The organism is Corynebacterium kroppenstedtii (assembly GCF_016894245.1).
Taxonomy (GTDB): domain Bacteria; phylum Actinomycetota; class Actinomycetes; order Mycobacteriales; family Mycobacteriaceae; genus Corynebacterium.
The window spans coordinates 1377817-1396476 of sequence record NZ_CP069792.1 but is presented as its reverse complement, the minus strand read 5'-3'; the positions used below and the strand labels follow the sequence as shown (position 1 = coordinate 1396476).

Genomic DNA, 18660 nt, shown 5'->3' with positions numbered 1-18660 from the left:
GGCCTATTCTAGGCGCGAATAACCGCTAAAACATCCGAGGTGAGGGCATCAACTTCCTCACGGGTCTTGGCCTCTGCGTTCAACCTGAGGAGGGGTTCCGTGTTCGAGGCGCGCACATTAAACCACTCACCATCCCCAAGTTCGACAGTGAGGCCGTCAAGCTCATCCATACTCGTCGCACGGTCTGCGTACGCTGCACGCACGGCCTCGACCCGCTCGTGCTGCGCCTCAGCGGAATCCAAACGAGAGTTGATCTCACCGGAGGCTTCGTACCGCGAGTAGTGGTCCATTAGCTCCGACAGGGGCTTGTCCTGTGAGCCCAGCGCGGCGAGCACATGGAGGGCCGCCAACATTCCGGAGTCAGCATTGAAGAATTCGGTGAAGTAATAGTGAGCAGAGTGCTCACCACCGAAAATGGCGCCCGTGTCTGCCATCGTCGCTTTAATGAAGGAATGACCGACGCGGGTACGCACTGGCTTCCCACCGTTTTCCGTGATCATTTCGGGAACCGTGTGAGACGTAATCAGGTTATGAATGATGGTCGCCCCCGGCTTCTGACTCAGATAGCGCTCGGCGATGAGAGCGCAGATCGCGGACGGGGTTACAGGATTGCCCTTTTCGTTAACCACGAAGCACCGATCCGCGTCGCCGTCAAAGGCCAGGCCGATGTCGGCATGCTGGTCAACCACGAATTTCTGGAGATCCACAAGATTCTTCGGCTCCAAGGGATTGGCCACGTGGTTCGGGAAGGTTCCGTCAAGTTCGAAGTACAACGGGCGAATATCCAGAGGGAGGCCACCCAGAACTGCGGGAACTGTGTATCCACCCATCCCGTTGCCGGCATCAACTGCAACAACGAGGGGACGCGAGGAGGTCAGGTCGACGAGGCTATTGAGGAATTTTGCGTAGCCGGGCAACACATCTTTGTCTGTGGATTTACCCCGATCGCCGTCATACACCGGAACACCGCGCACGAGGTCATCTTTGATCGCAGCTAATCCGGTTTGCTCCCCCACCGGCCGAGCTCCCGCGCGACACATCTTGATGCCGTTGTACTGGGATGGATTGTGGGAGGCGGTGAACATTGCTCCTGCACACGTCATGCTCCCGGAGGCGTAGTACAGCTCGTCAGTCGAGCACAGATGCACCTTGACGACGTCGAGCCCCTGATCCATGACTCCCTCGGCGAAGGCATCGGACAACGACGGGGAGCTTTCCCTCATATCGTGTCCCACGGCCACTGTGGATTCCCCCTCCGACCGGAGCAGACGAGCAAACGCGGCGCCGACTTCTTTCACAAAAGCTTCATCGATGTGCTCCCCGACGACCCCCCGGACGTCGTAAGCCTTGATAACGGAGTCAACAAATGAGCGATCGCGCGCAGGCACGGGAATCCTTTCGTCTGAATAATGTTCGCAGTTATCTTACACGGGGTTGACTTATCAATGTCACCTATCACCATCCGGGTCCGGGTCCGGAACAGCGTGAAGGTGACCACGCTTACGCCCCGGAATGTTGTGCAGTGAGGGGTGCCGAACGTCCGACGATTCATGCGTCCATGACTGTCCCTGGAGGGTTTCACGTGCGCCCGAGTGGTTATCCGCGTGATTTTCCGCATACCGTGAGTATTGTCCCGCGTACTGTTTGCGGTCATCCCCGGTCTGATCCGAAACCCCGTGACGCATCGTTCTTATCGACAATTCCTGATCTGTTTCAGGGCTATGGGATACCGCCCGGTTGTGGGGTGCGACGTGGGACGCGTGGTGGTTGTCCGGCCGCCGGTGTCGGCCCGTTTGTCCCGTCGTGATGACAGACCTCCCGTGTGAGGACTCCACGGTCGGTTCTTCCCCGCGACCTCGCCACATGCGACGGCGACGCTCTCGTTCCTTCGCCGCTTGCAGGAGAGGGGATTCGATCTCCCACTCGGCGTCATCCTCGGGATCGGTGTCAGCGTCTGCGGCATAACCGTCGACGTGCGGTCTCATAGTCGACGGTTCTGCCGAGGTGGTGGCGCTGCGGCCGTGCCTGTGTCCGTTTAAGCGCGAAATGGTGTTTTGAATATCAGCAACTGCACCCTGGGGTGCCTCGGTGACTCGAGAACCAGAACGAGCATTGAAACGATGGTCGTCACTCCGAGGATCATTGACACTATCCAAGAGCGCGGTGAATTCATCGACATCATCAACGTCGGGTTCGTCGCGAATAACTGTCCATCCTTCGGGCGGACGGAACTGTGTGGAATGGTGGGCACACAAATCCCAGCTGTGGGGATTGCCGTCTGACGAGAGGGGACCGACAATGACTGTTTCCTCCGCGTGCGAATACACCAAGGTCGCAGCTGCGGGTCGGCCACAACCGGGGCGGCAGCACAGTCGCTTCTTATTCACGCGCTTTTCGTTCACGACGCATTAGTCTAGCCGCCCATGTCATCAACACCGACGGCGTGGATGATTCATCCTGTCTGCGGTGTTCATTAGGGTTGGTGTTATGGATTATTCCCGCCGAGCTGAGCGCCACGGTCGTGGCATACGTGGGCCTATCTTGCCCCCCGAAGTTCCGCGGTGGACCAGCCGCCCGGCAGAATTCGACCAGGCCGTTTTAGATGCCTACGCCCCGATCCACGAGCAATGGTCGGAAGAATTAGAACACCTGGACATCGCATTAGACACCGTGCCACGAATGCGCTCCCGTCAATTGACGACGGTATGGCCCGACGAAGTCGTCGCCGACGGCGCAGTCCCTCTGGGCCGGCTGATACCTGCCGGTGTCGACGATGATGGCCGTCCGACGCGGCCCCGGATCGTTGTCTTCCGACGCCCCATTGAAATGCGCACACAAAACATGACAGAGCGCTCGGAATTACTCCACTACATCATCGGAAAACTAGTGGCCACGTATTTGAACGTCGAACCGCGCATGATCGATCCGGATTTAGAATGAGGCGAGCGTAGAGGCTCCTGACCACGAACCGACGTAGGCCACTGCCCGCGTAAACAGCGAATGCTGATGGGCCGGGGGCTAGTTTTTACCCGATCTGCCGCTTCAAGCGTCGACGCTCACGCTCGGATAACCCACCCCAAATACCGAAGCGTTCGTCATGCTCGAGGGCATATTCAAGGCATTCGTCACGAACCGCGCAGGCTCTACAAATGCGTTTTGCCTCGCGGGTTGAACCACCCTTCTCAGGAAAGAAAGCCTCGGGATCTGTTTCTGCGCAAAGGGCTTGTTCTTGCCACTCTTGCTCCACAGAATCGAAAAGGATATCAAAGTCCTCGGCAAGGTCGGACGAGTAGGAGGCGTCACCAGGCTGGTCCGGCTGTGTAACTTCCTCTCCCATGAGCGCATGGAGGGTAGCGCGAGGGAAGTGCGCGGATGAATCAGCCATGCCTCTCCTTTTTGGTCAAACGACGTGGGCGCGCCGGGGTGGATGGCTACTGGCACGCGTCGCGATATTCACATCAAGGGTCATTCATGCGGTCAACAGGCCGACCAGCTAGCACTACATCTTGTGGGGTCTCATGTTGTGTCAGACGGCAAGCTTCTCGCACACTTTCCGCCCGGTCTGTGCCCTTCGCCCTGATAGAGAGTCAGATTCGCCCAGCGAAACCGGGCATTACCACTCTCATGAGAACAAACCAAGCACATTTTCCGTGTCGGCGGAAAGTCTTTCTACAGGACGATTACACACGTGTAATTCGAATACGTCAAGCCCCGTAACCTGCACAAACACACCACATAAACCCCTTTAGTAACATCCGTAACACGGGTTACATGGTGGCATTGACCCTTTTTTGAAGAAAACACGACATACCCTCACACTTGCCACATAGAACACTAGATGTTGTGGTCTATGGGCGTTGCGTGATTAATATACGTTTCCTTACCAATTTTTCATCAATGGGTGGGATAGAGCCCTGCCGCAGAGGCTAAACGTCGGTAGAAAACCTAATTCCACTGTCGGGGATATTCACCCCGGGCCACACACGGACACCATCGATGAGCTCGCACCGCGCACCGATCACTGCTCCCTCGCCAATAACCGCGTCACGAAGAACAGCCCGAGCACCAATCCTGGCTCCGGCGGCAACGATGCACCGCTCCAAGGTTGCGCCTGCCTCAACTTCAACACCGTCGAAAAGAACCGTCGTATCTAAGCGAGAGCCACCGCCAACTTCACACCCGCGGCCCACGTAGGTGCCGCCGAGCAGGAGCGCACCTCCGCCGATCTGTGCCGACGAGTCCACTAAAGCTTCCCCTGTCTTCCCCACTAAAATCGGCGAATACGCAATGCCACGAACTAGGTCCGAACTACCACGGACAAAATCGGCCGGCGTACCCATGTCGCGCCAATATGCTTGGTCAACGTGGCCATACACCCGTAAACCATCGTCAAGGAGTTTCGGGAACACTTCCCGCTCAACGGACACAACCCGGTTTTCCGGAATGCGCCCAATAATCTCCCGCTTAAAGACGTAGCAACCGGCATTGATTTGATCCGTCGGCGGATCCATCGTCTTCTCTAAGAACGCCGTCACCCGGCCGTCTTCATTTGTCGGAACGCAACCAAATGCTCGCGGATCCGGAACGCGCACCAGATGCATGGTGACGTCCGCATCCTTCGTCGCATGAGTGCCTAAAACTGCGCGAAGATCCGTGCCACCCAACACATCGCCGTTAAAAACGAGCGCGTTATCGTGCCGAAGCGATGGCAGCACGTTACGAATGCCACCACCCGTGCCTAGGGCCTCTTCCTCAACGACATACTCGATCTCCAGGCCGAGGTCCGAGCCGTCACCAAAATGTTCCTGGAACACTTCCGCTTTAAACGACGTTCCCAGCACGACGTGGGTCATCCCGGCCGCTTTAATCCGGCCCAGCAAATGCTGAAGAAAAGGCACCCCCGCCGTCGGCATCATTGGCTTCGGGACAGAATTCGTCAAAGGACGCAGGCGCGTCCCTTTACCCCCCACAAGAATGACAGCATCCGTGTTCTCCGCGAGATGCGCACCGACTTCTAGTTGCTGTTGATCTGCAGAATCCTGTGCCCATCCATGGGCACCCCTGAAATCAACGACCATTTTTTCATGCCTTTCTACACGTGCGTAACACTAAGCTGAGTCAACAGCCTGTGTCATCGCTATCAATGGACGCGCGAAAAGTGGCCGACGCGCGTGCGTACAACGATTCGCGATTAAACTACCACTCACCTAGGACAAAACCGTGCTCCCGCGCCTAGGGACGACGACGTGGCCATTCCCACGACATCCACGAAAGCTTTAGCTCTGATGCCCTCTGGTATGACTATCCAGACCAGCCCACGCCACAGAAATCCCAGTTCGCGCTTTCAATCCGCACCACAGCGCGACACGTAACGGCAACCATCGAAGCCCCGGGTGCCTATCCGCCTGAAATCGGTAGGCACTGTCATGATGGGCAGGAAGCATCGCTGATTTGTGCTTATTCGCGGAATGGCCTTGTGCGTGAGTCACCGTCGCTTCTGGAGTGAAGATGTTTTGCCACCCGGCGTGGGTCATACGATCACCCAAATCAACATCTTCCATATACATGAAGTACCGCTCGTCGAACCCGCCGATGGATTCAAATGCATCCCACCGCACTAATAAGCAGGAACCAGACACCCATCCCGCTTCCCGTTCGCGGTCAAGATCAGCACCCCGTCGATACTTTTTTGACCAGGGGTTATTCTTCCATATCGGCCCCAGCAACGCATGCCCGATCCCACTAATAACCTCCGGCACTTCCCGGGCGGACGGATACACATTGCCGTCAGGCTCCACGATTTTCGGCCCCACCGCTCCGGCCCGCGGGTGACGAGACGCTGCCTCAATCATGCGGTCAATCGACCCCGGCGAAAACTCCACATCGGGATTCGCGATCACAAAGAATTCGCTATCCACCGCATTCTCGTGGCCCCGCCGTCGGGCCAACAGGCGAGCCGCAATGTTCACCGCGGTTCCGTACCCTACATTTCCGCCCGTGTGAAGTAGCTCCACATTGGGCGCCACAGCTGCTTCCGGGGCGCCATCGGTCGATCCATTATCAGCCATAACGACGACGAACTCCCGGCTGGTCGCGTCGGCAAGAGAATCAAGGAAATGACGGAGGTGATCCCCTGGCGAATAGGTCACGGTCACGATGGCTAGTGGAGCTCGATCCCCCTTGAGCTGATGTTCTGCTGGTGACTCTGCCTGTTTATCGCTCACAGGTTCCATACTGTACTCGATATCCAGACATGACTCGATACTCTGACGTCCGCCTCGGGAGACCAGCTGCACTCAAAACCTCGGGCGATCAACAGGCACCGGAGACAGCACGATCGACACCGTCCTCCCAGGCCGGTAATGGCGTAAGCCCTAGCGCGAGCCACGACGAATTGTCCAGGACAGACCACTGTGGACGCGCCGCAGCCGTTGGATAATCCTGGGTCGAAATCGGGATAACGCGATCCGGATCTGCCCCAACACCTGCAAATACTCGACGCGCCACGTCCCACCAGGTGCATGCTCCCGCCCCTGTGCAATGCACGATGCTGCCGGGGGCAAGGATTGCGGGAAAATTGATCGTCGCTGACGAGGCACCCGAGAGCTCCCACAGGCCCCGGGCAAGATCAAAAACATTGGTGGGGCTTCCCCACTGATCATTAACGACGCGAACGTGGGGGCTAGCGTCGTTACGGGACTGCTGTTCCAGGCGCATCATGGTGGAAACAAAATCGTGGTGGTTAGGTAAGGCCGATCCGGAATAAACCCACGCGGTTCGGACGATGACACACGGGACGTCAGTATTCTCAAATGCGGCCTGAACAGCACGGTCCCCAGCTAACTTGGTACGGCCATAAACCGACTGCGGGTGAGTGGGGGCATCCACACGCAACGGTGTGTGTCCACCAATGAAGGGCTCTGAGGTTTCTGTCTGACTATCAGCCTGATCGTTCCCCTCCCGGTCTATTGGGTCGTTCTGGCCGTAGACGTAATCCGTCGAGATGTGGACAAAAGGTATGCCCGCCTGCGCGGCCGCCTGCGCCATATACGCTGCTCCATCCGTGTTGACGGCTTGTGCAACGTCCTGGTGGGCAGGATCTTCGGCGCGATCCACGGCGGTGTAGGCGGCAGCATTAATGATCATGTCTGGTTGTTCCGAGCCCAGAACATCATAAATGACGTCCTGCTTGGTGATGTCCAATTCCGTCCGCCCTAAACACGAAATACGCCCACGACATACCGGTGCCGGAGCGGTCATTGCTAGCGCGGTTCCGAGTTGACCTCGCCCTCCGGCGATGAGGATATTCACTTTGCTTAATCTCCTTGTGCCTGTGTACACGGAGCCGGTTCACACCACCCGTGTGCGCACCCCATGTGTGCTCCGCCATAACGGTCATGACGTTCGACATGCCAAACGGTTCTCGCGTCTCGCATAAACTACAGCGTAAGCTGTATATTCTCGAAAAGCTTCACGGTCATGCCGCCTTAATGTGTAGGCATAGTTATCGACCAAAGGAAATTTTTTGTATGGGTAGGACTGACGATTCTCGGGGCCAGGGCCCGAAAGGACATTACTGGCGCGGTGACGACTCACACGGACGCTCGTCGCATGAACACAGCGACGATGCATCGCGGCGGGGTTCATATCGCCACGAGTCACATCCGTCCGGAGCCGGGGCCACTGACGCCAGCAGTGACCAGCCTGGCGCTGGGCGTCGCGGCTACAACGGATCTACCCGCTATTCCTCCTCACGTCATAGCCCTGAGGACCGCTCTGGTCACGAGAATTTACGCGACCGAACCCCCCGTGAGCGCGGCAATCACCGCCATCGGTCCACCGACGCGTACCGACGGCGGACTTCCTATGCGGAATCCTCCCAACCGTCACGCAATCGGGGCCGCCCTGCGAACCGGGCGGCCGGTGCCAGAGTCATTCAGGCGCCACCGAATGCACGCCCCAGTCACAAACAGGTGGGATCGCGGACAGTCAAGTCGCTCTTAGTGGTTATGGCGTTGGTCTGTGTCATACTGCCGGCCATCGGATATAAGGCAATTGGTGGCTTGGGCAATGAGATGGCCTCCGCCGGAAACCTCAAGCTGGGCGAAAAAGGCAAAGCTAAGGACGGCGCCACCGATATCCTCCTCGTCGGCGCGGATTCACGCACCGATGCCAAAGGGAATCCATTAAGTGAGGAAGAAGCGAAAATGCTCCGCGCCGGAGACGACGTCGCAACCCTCAATACAGACACCATCGTCCTCATCCGTGTACCTAATGACGGATCGTCGGCAACAGCGATCTCCATCCCCCGCGATTCCTACATCCATACAAAAGACTTGGGCAATACGAAGATCAACGCGGTTTTCGGGGCAACCAAGTTTGAAAAAGAAAAGGATCTCCAAGAGGAGGGGAAAGACAAGGACGATATCGATAAGGAGTCAACAGAAGCTGGCCGGTCAGCACTGATCGATGCCGTGGCGAACCTCACGGGAATCACAGTCGATCATTACGCCGAAGTCGGGCTTCTGGGGTTCGTACTACTCACCAACGCTGTCGGTGGCGTGGAGGTATGTCTGAATAACGACGTTGATGATGACTTCTCCGGAGCACATTTCAAAAAGGGCAAACAAACCCTTGATGGGGCGGATGCTCTGTCCTTCGTCCGCCAGCGCCACGGTCTTCCTCGTGGCGATCTTGACCGCATCGCGCGACAGCAAGCGTTCATGGCGTCACTGGCTCACAAGGTTCTTTCGACCGGAACGCTGACTAATACGTCGAAAATCTCGAAACTTTCTGAAGCCGTTGAGCGATCAGTGGTCTTAGACAACGACTGGGATGTCATGAGCTTTGCGACGCAGATGCAGGATGTTGCTGGCGGCCATGTGTCATTCCAAACCATTCCGACAACCAGCTTAGATGGAACGGGTGACAATGGAGAATCCATCGTCACGGTCGATCCCGATGCCGTGAAAGCGTTCGTCGCTAAAACTGTCGGCGAGGAACCACCAAAGAAGAGCGACGATAACCACAAAGATTCGGACGAGTCACAATCCGAGAGCTCGACTGATGACGAAGAACCAATCGAACGGGACTTCATGGCCTCGCAATACACCGTGACAGTGACGAATGGCTCATCCATCACTGGGCTGGCCAGCCGGATTTCGAAGATCGCCACCAGCGAGGGTTACGCTGAAGGCAACACAGCCAATGACATGGAAGGCACCTCACAAACCAGCGTCGTTAAGGCTGCCGATCCCGACTCTCGTCCTGCAAAGTTCCTGGCTCAGAAGTTGCATCTCAAGGTGGAACAGGACTCGTCGCTCTCGGATAACGAGATCAACGTGTACTTGACTAACGATTACACCGGGCCGGGCAAGACCGAGGATTCTCTGCAGAATTACCTTGATGGAGAAGAATCCGACGACAGCAACGACGGGGATGCATATGCCGGGAGCAGTAGCGATGCGGCTCCTGGAGAGAAGGGTGACATCAACACTCAGCCCGGTGAATCACCGAAGTTTGATGCTGGCGACAGCCCCAAGTGCGTCAATTAACCGATGTGCGACGGGGCACTAGTCAAACGCACGCCCGAGGAACAACGCGAGACCTAGACAACGACGCAACCCTAGAAATGGAGTACTGATGGACCTTCTGAGAGCTGCGTTGAACCACGACCCCAGTGCGCCGCGCCTGACTGTCTACGTGGATGCCCCCGAACCACGACAATCGTCCCGGATGGAGTTCAGCACCATTACCCTGGACAATTGGGCGTCCAAGCTCGGGAATTATTTTCTCGACGAGGCCATGATGGAGCCCGGCGACTCGCTCGCTGTGGCTATGCCGGCCCGGTGGCAAACCGCCGCAGTCATCCTTGGAGCGGTTCGGGCTGGGGTCACACTTGTCGACGACGAGACTGCTGCTGACGCGGAGGCCGATGGCCTCGTCGCGTTCGTTGAATCGTTGCGTCATGCGACCTCGGGTGAGGAGGCCAATAGCGCGGAACTGGGCGAAGCAGCACCCTCCGACGACGAGAAGGATGCCAGCACGCGGGCCAACAATGCATTCTTGCGCTATACGGCCAACATAACGGCATATTCTGAGGCCTCGGTTTATCTCTGCACCGATGACCCCTTCGGACGTTCAGTTGAAGATACTGGGGTTGACCTGGACGAACTTGGCATCGGGGAACCGGTAGATCTCTTCGGCGAGGCCCGCCTGTGCCCGGATGCTTTTATGGGCGACGACGCTGGGGCGGACAACCCCGACCACATCGTTCTTCGCGACCACAACGGATCTCTGACCGCCGGCGAACTCTACGTCGCTGGTCAGCACTGGTACCAGACGCAGATCAACGTCAGTGACGTGGCAGCGCACGCCAGTGACAACGCACTTCAGGCACACCGTGCGCTTCTCGGCGCGTGGCCAACCATTCGTGATTTCTTGGTCGTCGCCGTCGGGACCTGGATGAATAATGGGTCGCTCGTCATTTATTCCGATGAAAAAGACGCCAACCAGCGCCACGATGCCATTCTGAATCAGGGCCGCTATCACGATATTGCGGCAACAGAAAAAGCCACTATCGGCCATTACCCGCACTGAGGGCAGCATCGGGATATCGGGACACCACCCAGTGCCCGGCATGACTACATCACCGCACGACAAAAGCGGATGCCTTGTCGGCATCCGCTTCGTCTAAAAACTACCAAACAGAATTTACTTGGAGTGGCAGTTCGAGTGGCACTTGGTCAGGAAAGCCAGCTTCCCACCGGTGTGGCCAACTTTCTTCAAGCCACTGGTCTTGGCTGATTCAACCTTGGCCTTACGCTCTGCACGTGCAGCTTTCTTCTCTGCCTTGCGTGCACGGCGAGATTCCTTCTTAGACACTTCCTTGTGCTTCGTGCGCGGAGCCGCAACGATGTTCAGCAAACCACCGGCGATAGCGGTATTCAGAGCGAAGCTTAGAGCCTGGGTGTTCTTCTTCTCCGGTTCCTTTTCTTCCCAGAAGCGGTGGCCGGCGTAGGTCGTCGGCACGAGGGAACCCACCAAGCCCAGTGCTGCTAAGCGCGGGAAGATACCAAGGCCCAGAGCAGTTCCCAAGCCCATCATCGATACACCATTTGCTTGAACAAGAAGGTTGGAGGAAACCGGAAGTTCCTTAATTCCCAGCTTGTCAGCGGCCTGCTCAACAACACCAGACAACTGCTCAGAGTTATCCAATGCGTTCTTTCCGCCGACGATAAAAACAGGAGCGATGGCCGCGCGGCCAATGAAACGCAGAAGCTTAGACATAGATGTTCACCTCATGAGTCGGATTGGTTCAGTAATAGTTCTGGTGAAGGTCAGTTGTCGATTGTAGGCGCATTCAGGACATTAATCACCATCCACGCGCCTGTGGTGAGGTTTTCGTTGCACATACGACCACACTCCACACATGGCCACACTATTGACGGAACACGTTTTTCACGTAATGCATTCCTACCGCGGCGTATTCCCTCAGCAAACTGTGGTTCTGCACGCTGCGGGGATTCGTCGCTCCCACAACCTCGACGTCGCACTCACGGAAAAGCCCGTCCCGACGCAACCGTTCCACCATCATGTCAATGCGTATGCAGTGGAAATCCGTGCTCACCACCACGAGCGCCCCCGGTTCCCTCCCCAACCGCTGCGTCATCAACTCGTGAGCATGCCGGAGGTTTTCCTCCGTCGTCGTTGAGGTGTCTTCAATCACAATATGCTTCGACTGCATGCCTTGTTCGCGCGCATACTCCGCCATCGCCTCCGCCTCAGGACGCGGCTCATCGTTCCCCCGCCCACCACAGAGCACCAAAACTGGCTCGCGCTTCCCGCCGCGGTGGCTTTCCGACAAATGTGCGCGCTCTATTTCACGCCAGACTTCTATTCCCTTGTCGACGCGATACGCCAGGACGCGGGACACCCGGCCTTGGATGAGCCCGGCGCCGCAGACGACGATCCCCTCCGGAACGTCTCCGTGATGCTGGCCATAACTGTCCAGCTTCCCCGAACGATGGGAGCGAGATGTTGAGTGGTGGCGCCGCACGGCACGCACAAAACACACAAACCCGGCACTCAGTGCAACGAACACCAGCGAATACCCACCGGCGATAACCCTAACGAGTGGCTGGACGCCCGTAGCTATCAGCGCAACCCATGCAGCCGGAATGATGGTGGACGTCCACCACGCTGTCGCCGTCACCGCAGCCAGGTGGATAGGCCCTCGACCGTCAGGTGTGCGGAGGGCTCGGCCCATCTTCCGCGCTGTCCACACACCCACTGCACCAGTCAGAGCAAGCCCCGCGGGAAGTACACGCCACGTCCCCGCGTCGATAAGAAAAGACAGTGACCAACCGATCGCCCCAGCTGTGGTCAGCGCAACAGCAGCTGCAGGAGTCCGCGTGGTCTTCTTCACTGGCGGCTCGCTTTCACTACCAGCTCACTCCCCGTCAGACATGAGCTTCTGGCGGAGCGCAAGGTCCTTTTTCAGGACACTGGTCTCCATCTCTTCCTGATACTTCACCATCTTTGTGATTAACGACTGATCCCCTGCAGAAAGAATCCGCACGGCCAGGAGGCCCGCATTTTTAGCGCCACCGACACTCACCGTCGCGACGGGAACACCGCTCGGCATCTGGACGATAGAAAGGAGAGAGTCAATGCCTTCCAAGTTGTCCAAGGGACGTGGGACGCCGATGACTGGAAGTGGCGTCGCTGCCGCCACCATGCCTGGCAAATGCGCTGCCCCGCCGGCTCCGGCAATGATGCACGATAGGCCCCGCTTATGTGCCTGACGTGCATAATCTAGCATGCGCTGTGGGGTCCGGTGCGCTGAGACCACGCCTACCTCGAAGGGGATTCCGAACTCCTGAAGAATATCGGCGGCCGGCTTCATTGTTGGCCAGTCTGAATCCGAGCCCATGATGAGGCCCACCTTGGGGCCGCTTGGCTGCGAATTAGCGGTAGCTTTTTGTCCACTGTTGTCACTCATGTCAATTGTCCTCTCTCGCCCAGAAGCTCGTGCTGAACGTGTGGCATTGTGCTTGGCGCCATCGTGCTTTGTACCGTCGTGCTTGGTGCCGTCGTGCTTGGTGCCGTCGTGCTTGGTGCCGTCGTGGCCGGCGCCTAGATGCGCCAGAGCTAAAGCACAGACCTAATGGGTAGCCTCCGGCCAGTGCCCGTGAACCAAGAAATAGGCAGCGTCCTGCGCTTTCTTTCGAACATCATCAGGGGATACCGTATTCGACGGACCACCTGAAGACTCCTCAGAAGAGTGCAGTGAATCGGTTGAATCTACCGAAGCATCTGACACGTGAGATGCCGAAATGTTCACATGCCCTATCTTGCGTCCAGGCCGGAACCCTTTGCCATAGAAATGGATTTTTGCTTCGGGGAACTGCTTCCACACGTGAACCATGCGCTCTGACCAGGCCATATCGGGATCATCATCGCCACCCAACACATTGGCCATCACCGTGCACTCAGCAGTCATCGCGGTGCTACCGAGTGGCATGTCCGCCACCGCCCGCACATGCTGCTCAAATTGGCTGGTCACGCACCCATCTTGTGTCCAATGGCCAGTGTTATGCGGGCGCATCGCCAGTTCGTTAACCACCACGGCCGGATCGCCGTCCACATCTGTCGTCTCGAAAAGTTCGACGGCCATCACACCGGTCACGCCGAGTTCTGTCGCAATGCGCGTAGCGATTCGTTGTGCTTCGTCGTGAAGAGAAGGCTTCAACCCCGGCGCGGGAGCGATAGCCAGCCAACAAATGCCATCTTTTTGTACAGATTCGACGACGGGCCATAACGCGGTTTCTCCTGATGGTGTCCGCGCAATCATCGCGGATAGCTCGCGAACCAAGTGAACTTTGCGCTCGGCCATGACGGGGGTGCCGTCGTCAAGGAGGGTAGCGACGAGGTCCGCGCACTCGTCTTCAGATTCGGGGAACCAGACGCCGTGTCCGTCGTACCCGCCGCGGCAGGCTTTGATGCACACTTCCCCGTCCATGACATGCCAAAATTGACGCGCATCGTCGATTGAGTCCATCGCCATGAAGGGAGGAACAAGTAGGCCCATCGCGCGGAGTTTCTTTCGCTGGGCCAACTTGTCCTGGGCGTAGAGCAGCGCGTCCGGACCGGGCTCCACATTCACGCCCTCGGCTTGCAAAGTTCGCAAATGCTCCGGGGGTACGTGCTCATGATCGAAAGTGACAGCGGTCGCTCCCGATGCCACACGATGTAAGTCGTCGAGATTGGTGTAATCACCAACGACCACGTCGGGAATAATCTGGGCAGCAGACGCTGAGGTATCTGAGGCGAGCAATCGTAAAGACTGCCCCAATTCCGCTGCGGCAGGCTGCATCATGCGAGCCAATTGCCCGTCGCCGACGACAGCAATGGTGGGCTGGCCATCGATGTGCGAGTCCGACGCGACCCGATCTGCCTTATCTACGGTGTCTTCCGATCTAGCACTCACCCGGTTAAGTATAGGGCCCGCTACCAGCGGTGGCGCAGACGTCTGGTGGTCACTCGTTTTACTCTGCGTACTTTAGCAACATTGGGGACCATCAAGGGGGGCATGCGGTAGACGTCGAAAATAAGGGTTGATCGACGACGATGTAGCCCAGTGACCTGGTCCAATGGGATATCGACAACATCGTCTTTAGCGAACCTCGCGACGACGCGATAGTTCGTAACGACTAAGCGATTGCGCCACCACTTCATCACCGGTCGAGCGAAAAACCAAGCTATGGCGATGACCCAGGCTATGAGAAGAAACTGACGCAGCCCGCCGAAGCCACCATCGACGAAGGGACCGGCGGCGCCATCGATCATTCCGATGATTCCCCACATAATTCCGCTGATGAGAATTGTCTCCAGAACCGGAAAAACGAGTGTTCCACGTTTGGAATGGACATCAACGAGAACTCTTTCGTCATCCGCGATGCGGTATTCGGGGAAACCGCCGCTGAAAGATGGCCGTGTATCCAACGAGTCGTCGTCGAGGGGTTCACCACCGTCATCCTGACCCCACAGGTCAGGACTTCCCGAGCGGTACTCCGGCACCGAGCTTCGGTAGCCTCTGCGGCCATAGTGTTCATCAAGGTCGTCCGTCGGTCGGTACGCATGGCTTCGGAGGGCCAAAGTGGAGCACCTCCTTTCCCGGCGTGGGTCCCTTCACGACGTGATTGTCGACAAAGCTACCAGTTTTACCAATTGTCACATGATTAACGTCAGTATCCCAGTGTTGTCCGCTGCAACAGCATAATGGGTGGCGGGACACACCCTCATGGGCAGCGTTCCTTATGAGTAACGCAAATGGGTGATATCGCCGGCAGCCACCGTGTGAATTTGCCTCGTAGCATCACGGATCAGCAGTTCGCCCGCGTCGCTAATATCCACCGCCGTGCCGGTAAGCTTTCCGCCATTGGGCAATCCAGCGCTGACCGATTCATTCAGAGTCGCAGACACCGCCTTGTAATCGTCGATAAACGACGATGCCGATCCTCCAACATTCCGCCATTGCCGCTGTCTCTCGAGCAGCGAGCCCAGAACGGCGATGGTGACCTCTGTCCTATCAACATGCTTCCCTTCCAAGGCAAACGAGGTCGCGTTGTCGATGGGCAGTTCTGCCTTCGTGAGATCAATATTGAGCCCAAACCCGACGACGACTGTGGGATTATCAGACATACTGACCGCTTCGGCGAGGATTCCGCACATCTTGTCCCCCCGCACCAAAATGTCGTTCGGCCACTTCACGCGGGCATCAATCCCATACTTACGGACCGTATCGGCCACCGCCACCCCAGTCAGAAGTGGGAGCAACCCGAGTTTCGTCGGCGGCACTTCCGGCCGGAGAAGCACACTCAGTGTGACCTGGCTGTGCCGCGGCGCGCTCCACGCTCTTCCCAAACGGCCACGTCCAGCCATCTGTTCTTCGGCAATGAGAACGGAGAGATCAGGCAAGGCGCTGGCCGACGCATGGAGATCAGTGTTGGTCGATCCGGTTGACTCAACAATCGCGACATTGTTCCACCCCTGGGCGCGCAGAGCCTTCACCAGACGCTCATGATCTAACGGTGGCCTTACCCCCGCGTTTTCACTTTCATTATCATTTGGCGACGGTACGTTGTTAACGTCGGCCTGGTCGCTGGAGCGTCCTCGCGCCCCTTCATTCCATTTGCCCGGAGGAACCTGCGCACCCTTAACTACCGCGTCACTCTCACCCGACCATTTACCGGGTGGAACCTGAGCACCTTTCGCGGACGGATCACTTCCGTCGGACCACTTTCCGGGCGGTACCTGCGCACCCTTAGCAGACGGATCACCGCCCGCGCCCTGCCGATTCCGCTGGTCGTCGCCCGTGTCGTCGTTCTTACTATGCTTATCGTCGTGAGCCATGCTTCTTATTCTTCACCATAAGGGTCAAGAATAAGTATCGAGAGAGCAGTGAGGACGCCCGACCACCGTTGAGAGCCTGCAGCAGCACCACATGACTCTTTCCGTTACTTTCCCTCTTTATGGGGGGCTCATCCGGGGGAATTGCAGACGTTTCAGTCTGTTTTTGTTGGTATTTGGGCCTAGACTTAACCACATGACAGCCGCCACACTCACCGCGGATACAACCGCACAAGACATCCACACCACCGCCGGCAAGTTGGCCGATTTACGGTCGCGTCTCGCAGAGACCCAGATGCCTATGGGCCAAGCTTCCATCGACAAGATTCATGACCGGGGCAAACTTTCCGCCCGCGAACGCATCGAATACCTCCTTGACGACGGATCCTTCGTCGAAGTTGATTCCCTGGCTCGACACCGATCCACGAACTTCGGGCTCGACGCTAAACGCCCTCTCACCGACGGTGTTGTCACGGGCTACGGAACGATCGATGGCCGCAAGGTCTGCGTGTTCTCACAAGACGTCGCCATCTTCGGTGGCGCGCTCGGCGAAGTATATGGCGAAAAAATCGTCAAGATCATGGACTTGGCCATTAAAACCGGTGTGCCGCTGATCGGCATCAACGAAGGTGCTGGCGCCCGTATTCAAGAGGGAGTTGTATCCCTGGGCCTGTACTCAAAGATCTTCTTCCGCAATACCCGGGCATCAGGCGTTATCCCGCAGATCTCCCTGATTATGGGTGCTTGTGCAGGTGGCCACGTGTACTCGCCAGCTCTGACTGACTTCATCATCATGGTGGACAAAACCTCCAAGATGTTCATCACCGGACCAGACGTCATCAAGACCGTGACCGGCGAGGAAATCACTCAGGAGGAACTCGGTGGTGCTTCAACCCACATGAGCTCCTCGGGTACATCCCACTACACCGCGGAGAACGATGAGGACGCCCTGGACTTCGTGCAGGAACTCATCAGCTACCTGCCACAGAATAACCGGGCCGAGACACCTCGAGTCCCTGCCGATCCGTTCGAAGGGTCCATTGAGGACAATGTCACCGACGCGGACCGTGAACTGGACACGATAATCCCCGACTCCCCCAACCAGCCGTATGACATGAAAGATGTCATCACCCATATCTCCGACGATGAGGAGTTCCTGGAGATCCAGGAAGGTTACGCCGAAAACGTCATCATTGGGTTCGGCCGGGTCGAGGGACGTGCCGTCGGATTCGTCGCCAATCAGCCCATGCAATACGCGGGATGTTTGGACATTAAGGCCTCTGAGAAGGCTGCGCGATTTGTTCGTACCTGCGATGCCTTCAATATTCCGATCATTGAGCTTGTCGACGTCCCTGGGTTCCTGCCCGGCACGAACCAAGAGTTCGACGGCATTATCCGTCGCGGTGCTAAATTGCTATACGCCTACGCGGAGGCCACCGTTCCGAAGATTACGGTGATCACGCGTAAGGGCTACGGCGGAGCATACTGCGTCATGGGGTCCAAGGACATGGGCGCGGATATTTCGCTCGCATGGCCCACGGCGCAAATTGCCGTGATGGGTGCCGCCGGTGCCGTTGGATTCGTCTACCGCAAAGAGCTAAAGAAAGCGGCTAAAGAAGGCAAGGACGTTGCTGCTCTGCAGAAGTCATATGAGCAGGAGTACGAAGACACCCTGGTCAACCCCTATGTCGCTGCAGAGCGGGGGTTCGTCGACGCCGTTATTCCGCCCAGCGAAACCCGTGGCCAGATCATCGAAGGCTTGCGTCTACTGGACCGCAAGGTGGAAAACGTCCCAGCAAAGAAGCACGGAAACATTCCGCTGTAACCAACGTGGTCGAGGGGCGATCACCTTCCCCGCCCCTCCGTCGTTAGCAACCGTTATTAACCGTTATCAACTGTTATTAACGACGACGACCTCCACGGGAGTAACAGCGAGAAATGGAGTTTATATGTCTGACGGCTTACACGCGGACGACACCACACCCGGCGCTGGCGACACGGGCGCACCCGGTGACGGAACAGCAACCGAGAAGAAGCCTGTTTTCCTCAAAGTGATCAAGGGAAATCCCACCGCGCCACAAGTGGCAGCCCTGACGGCTTTATTTGCGGGTATGTCAGCTAACGCGAGCGACGATGGCGAACCCGAGACACCGAACAATTGGGGACGCTTCGACGAGAAGTTCACGAACACGCACACGTCGAATGCCGGAAACTTCCCTAACCTGAGGTTCTACTAGAGCCTCCTGG

General features: G+C 57.4%; 17 protein-coding genes. 5 read left to right on the top strand and 12 right to left on the bottom strand.

The window, feature by feature from the left end:
- Positions 1-8 precede the first annotated feature (8 nt).
- Positions 9-1388: a phosphomannomutase/phosphoglucomutase gene (locus I6J23_RS06130; RefSeq protein ID WP_204581329.1), complete on the bottom strand. Its 1380-nt coding sequence runs from the start codon at positions 1386-1388 to the stop codon at positions 9-11.
- A gap of 60 nt (positions 1389-1448) precedes the next feature.
- The gene (locus I6J23_RS06125; protein ID WP_204581328.1) at positions 1449-2402 is read right to left on the bottom strand and encodes a DUF3499 family protein; all 954 of its coding nucleotides are present in this window, start codon (positions 2400-2402) and stop codon (positions 1449-1451) included.
- A gap of 85 nt (positions 2403-2487) precedes the next feature.
- Between I6J23_RS06125 and I6J23_RS06120 the strand changes: the two genes are divergently transcribed.
- On the top strand, positions 2488-2940 hold the full coding sequence (locus I6J23_RS06120; RefSeq protein WP_012732132.1) for a metallopeptidase family protein: 453 nt from the start codon (positions 2488-2490) through the stop codon (positions 2938-2940).
- An 85-nt stretch (positions 2941-3025) separates the two neighbouring features.
- Here the strand turns inward: I6J23_RS06120 and I6J23_RS06115 are convergent, their stop codons facing one another.
- The 4 genes from I6J23_RS06115 to I6J23_RS06100 all read right to left on the bottom strand — a co-directional run bounded on the left by I6J23_RS06115 (position 3026) and on the right by I6J23_RS06100 (position 7311).
- Entirely contained in the window at positions 3026-3337 is a 312-nt protein-coding gene (locus tag I6J23_RS06115; protein WP_239455044.1) for a WhiB family transcriptional regulator, read from the bottom strand.
- A 589-nt stretch (positions 3338-3926) separates the two neighbouring features.
- Positions 3927-5078, bottom strand: a complete 1152-nt coding sequence (locus I6J23_RS06110) for a sugar phosphate nucleotidyltransferase (RefSeq protein ID WP_239454849.1) — start codon at positions 5076-5078, stop codon at positions 3927-3929.
- A gap of 198 nt (positions 5079-5276) precedes the next feature.
- Positions 5277-6233, bottom strand: a complete 957-nt coding sequence (locus I6J23_RS06105) for a glycosyltransferase family 2 protein (protein WP_204581327.1) — start codon at positions 6231-6233, stop codon at positions 5277-5279.
- 79 nt (positions 6234-6312) lie between these two features.
- The gene (locus tag I6J23_RS06100) at positions 6313-7311 is read right to left on the bottom strand and encodes an SDR family oxidoreductase (protein WP_204581326.1); all 999 of its coding nucleotides are present in this window, start codon (positions 7309-7311) and stop codon (positions 6313-6315) included.
- A gap of 218 nt (positions 7312-7529) precedes the next feature.
- Here I6J23_RS06100 and I6J23_RS06095 point away from each other — a divergent pair, with 218 nt between their 5' ends.
- Positions 7530-9554, top strand: coding sequence for an LCP family protein (locus I6J23_RS06095; protein ID WP_239454848.1), 2025 nt, complete (start codon positions 7530-7532; stop codon positions 9552-9554).
- Positions 9555-9642: 88 nt separating this feature from the next.
- Complete coding sequence (locus I6J23_RS06090) at positions 9643-10599, top strand: TIGR03089 family protein (protein WP_204581325.1); 957 nt, start codon at positions 9643-9645, stop codon at positions 10597-10599.
- A gap of 114 nt (positions 10600-10713) precedes the next feature.
- Here I6J23_RS06090 and I6J23_RS06085 read toward each other — a convergent pair whose 3' ends face one another.
- The 6 genes from I6J23_RS06085 to I6J23_RS06060 all read right to left on the bottom strand — a co-directional run bounded on the left by I6J23_RS06085 (position 10714) and on the right by I6J23_RS06060 (position 16416).
- Positions 10714-11289 (bottom strand): DoxX family protein, encoded by a 576-nt coding sequence (locus I6J23_RS06085; protein WP_204581324.1) that lies wholly within the window; start codon positions 11287-11289, stop codon positions 10714-10716.
- Between the two features lie 151 nt (positions 11290-11440).
- Positions 11441-12427 carry a YdcF family protein gene (locus I6J23_RS06080; RefSeq protein ID WP_204581323.1) on the bottom strand — a complete coding sequence of 329 codons (987 nt, stop codon included), beginning with the start codon at positions 12425-12427 and terminating at the stop codon, positions 11441-11443.
- Positions 12428-12451: 24 nt separating this feature from the next.
- On the bottom strand, positions 12452-13003 hold the full coding sequence (gene purE, locus I6J23_RS06075) for a 5-(carboxyamino)imidazole ribonucleotide mutase (RefSeq protein ID WP_204581322.1): 552 nt from the start codon (positions 13001-13003) through the stop codon (positions 12452-12454).
- 162 nt (positions 13004-13165) lie between these two features.
- Positions 13166-14491 carry a 5-(carboxyamino)imidazole ribonucleotide synthase gene (locus I6J23_RS06070; RefSeq protein ID WP_204581321.1) on the bottom strand — a complete coding sequence of 442 codons (1326 nt, stop codon included), beginning with the start codon at positions 14489-14491 and terminating at the stop codon, positions 13166-13168.
- Between the two features lie 20 nt (positions 14492-14511).
- The gene (locus I6J23_RS06065) at positions 14512-15159 is read right to left on the bottom strand and encodes a hypothetical protein (protein ID WP_204581320.1); all 648 of its coding nucleotides are present in this window, start codon (positions 15157-15159) and stop codon (positions 14512-14514) included.
- Between the two features lie 159 nt (positions 15160-15318).
- Positions 15319-16416, bottom strand: coding sequence for a biotin--[acetyl-CoA-carboxylase] ligase (locus tag I6J23_RS06060; RefSeq protein ID WP_204581319.1), 1098 nt, complete (start codon positions 16414-16416; stop codon positions 15319-15321).
- 193 nt (positions 16417-16609) lie between these two features.
- Between I6J23_RS06060 and I6J23_RS06055 the strand changes: the two genes are divergently transcribed.
- Both I6J23_RS06055 and I6J23_RS06050 read left to right on the top strand, forming a co-directional pair.
- Complete coding sequence (locus I6J23_RS06055) at positions 16610-18238, top strand: acyl-CoA carboxylase subunit beta (RefSeq protein WP_204581318.1); 1629 nt, start codon at positions 16610-16612, stop codon at positions 18236-18238.
- Positions 18239-18362: 124 nt separating this feature from the next.
- Positions 18363-18650, top strand: a complete 288-nt coding sequence (locus I6J23_RS06050; RefSeq protein ID WP_204581317.1) for an acyl-CoA carboxylase subunit epsilon — start codon at positions 18363-18365, stop codon at positions 18648-18650.
- Positions 18651-18660: the final 10 nt, after the last annotated feature.

Excerpts from the sequence above, each read along its gene's own strand:
- I6J23_RS06120 (WP_012732132.1), top strand. The coding sequence starts at position 2,488 with ATGGATTATTCCCGCCGAGCTGAGCGCCACGGTCGTGGCATACGTGGG.
- I6J23_RS06115 (WP_239455044.1), bottom strand. The coding sequence starts at position 3,337 with ATGGGAGAGGAAGTTACACAGCCGGACCAGCCTGGTGACGCCTCCTAC.
- I6J23_RS06110 (WP_239454849.1), bottom strand. The coding sequence starts at position 5,078 with ATGGTCGTTGATTTCAGGGGTGCCCATGGATGGGCACAGGATTCTGCA.
- I6J23_RS06105 (WP_204581327.1), bottom strand. The coding sequence starts at position 6,233 with ATGGAACCTGTGAGCGATAAACAGGCAGAGTCACCAGCAGAACATCAG.
- I6J23_RS06095 (WP_239454848.1), top strand. The coding sequence starts at position 7,530 with ATGGGTAGGACTGACGATTCTCGGGGCCAGGGCCCGAAAGGACATTAC.
- I6J23_RS06090 (WP_204581325.1), top strand. The coding sequence starts at position 9,643 with ATGGACCTTCTGAGAGCTGCGTTGAACCACGACCCCAGTGCGCCGCGC.
- I6J23_RS06085 (WP_204581324.1), bottom strand. The coding sequence starts at position 11,289 with ATGTCTAAGCTTCTGCGTTTCATTGGCCGCGCGGCCATCGCTCCTGTT.
- purE (WP_204581322.1), bottom strand. The coding sequence starts at position 13,003 with ATGAGTGACAACAGTGGACAAAAAGCTACCGCTAATTCGCAGCCAAGC.
- I6J23_RS06060 (WP_204581319.1), bottom strand. The coding sequence starts at position 16,416 with ATGGCTCACGACGATAAGCATAGTAAGAACGACGACACGGGCGACGAC.
- I6J23_RS06055 (WP_204581318.1), top strand. The coding sequence starts at position 16,610 with ATGACAGCCGCCACACTCACCGCGGATACAACCGCACAAGACATCCAC.
- I6J23_RS06050 (WP_204581317.1), top strand. The coding sequence starts at position 18,363 with ATGTCTGACGGCTTACACGCGGACGACACCACACCCGGCGCTGGCGAC.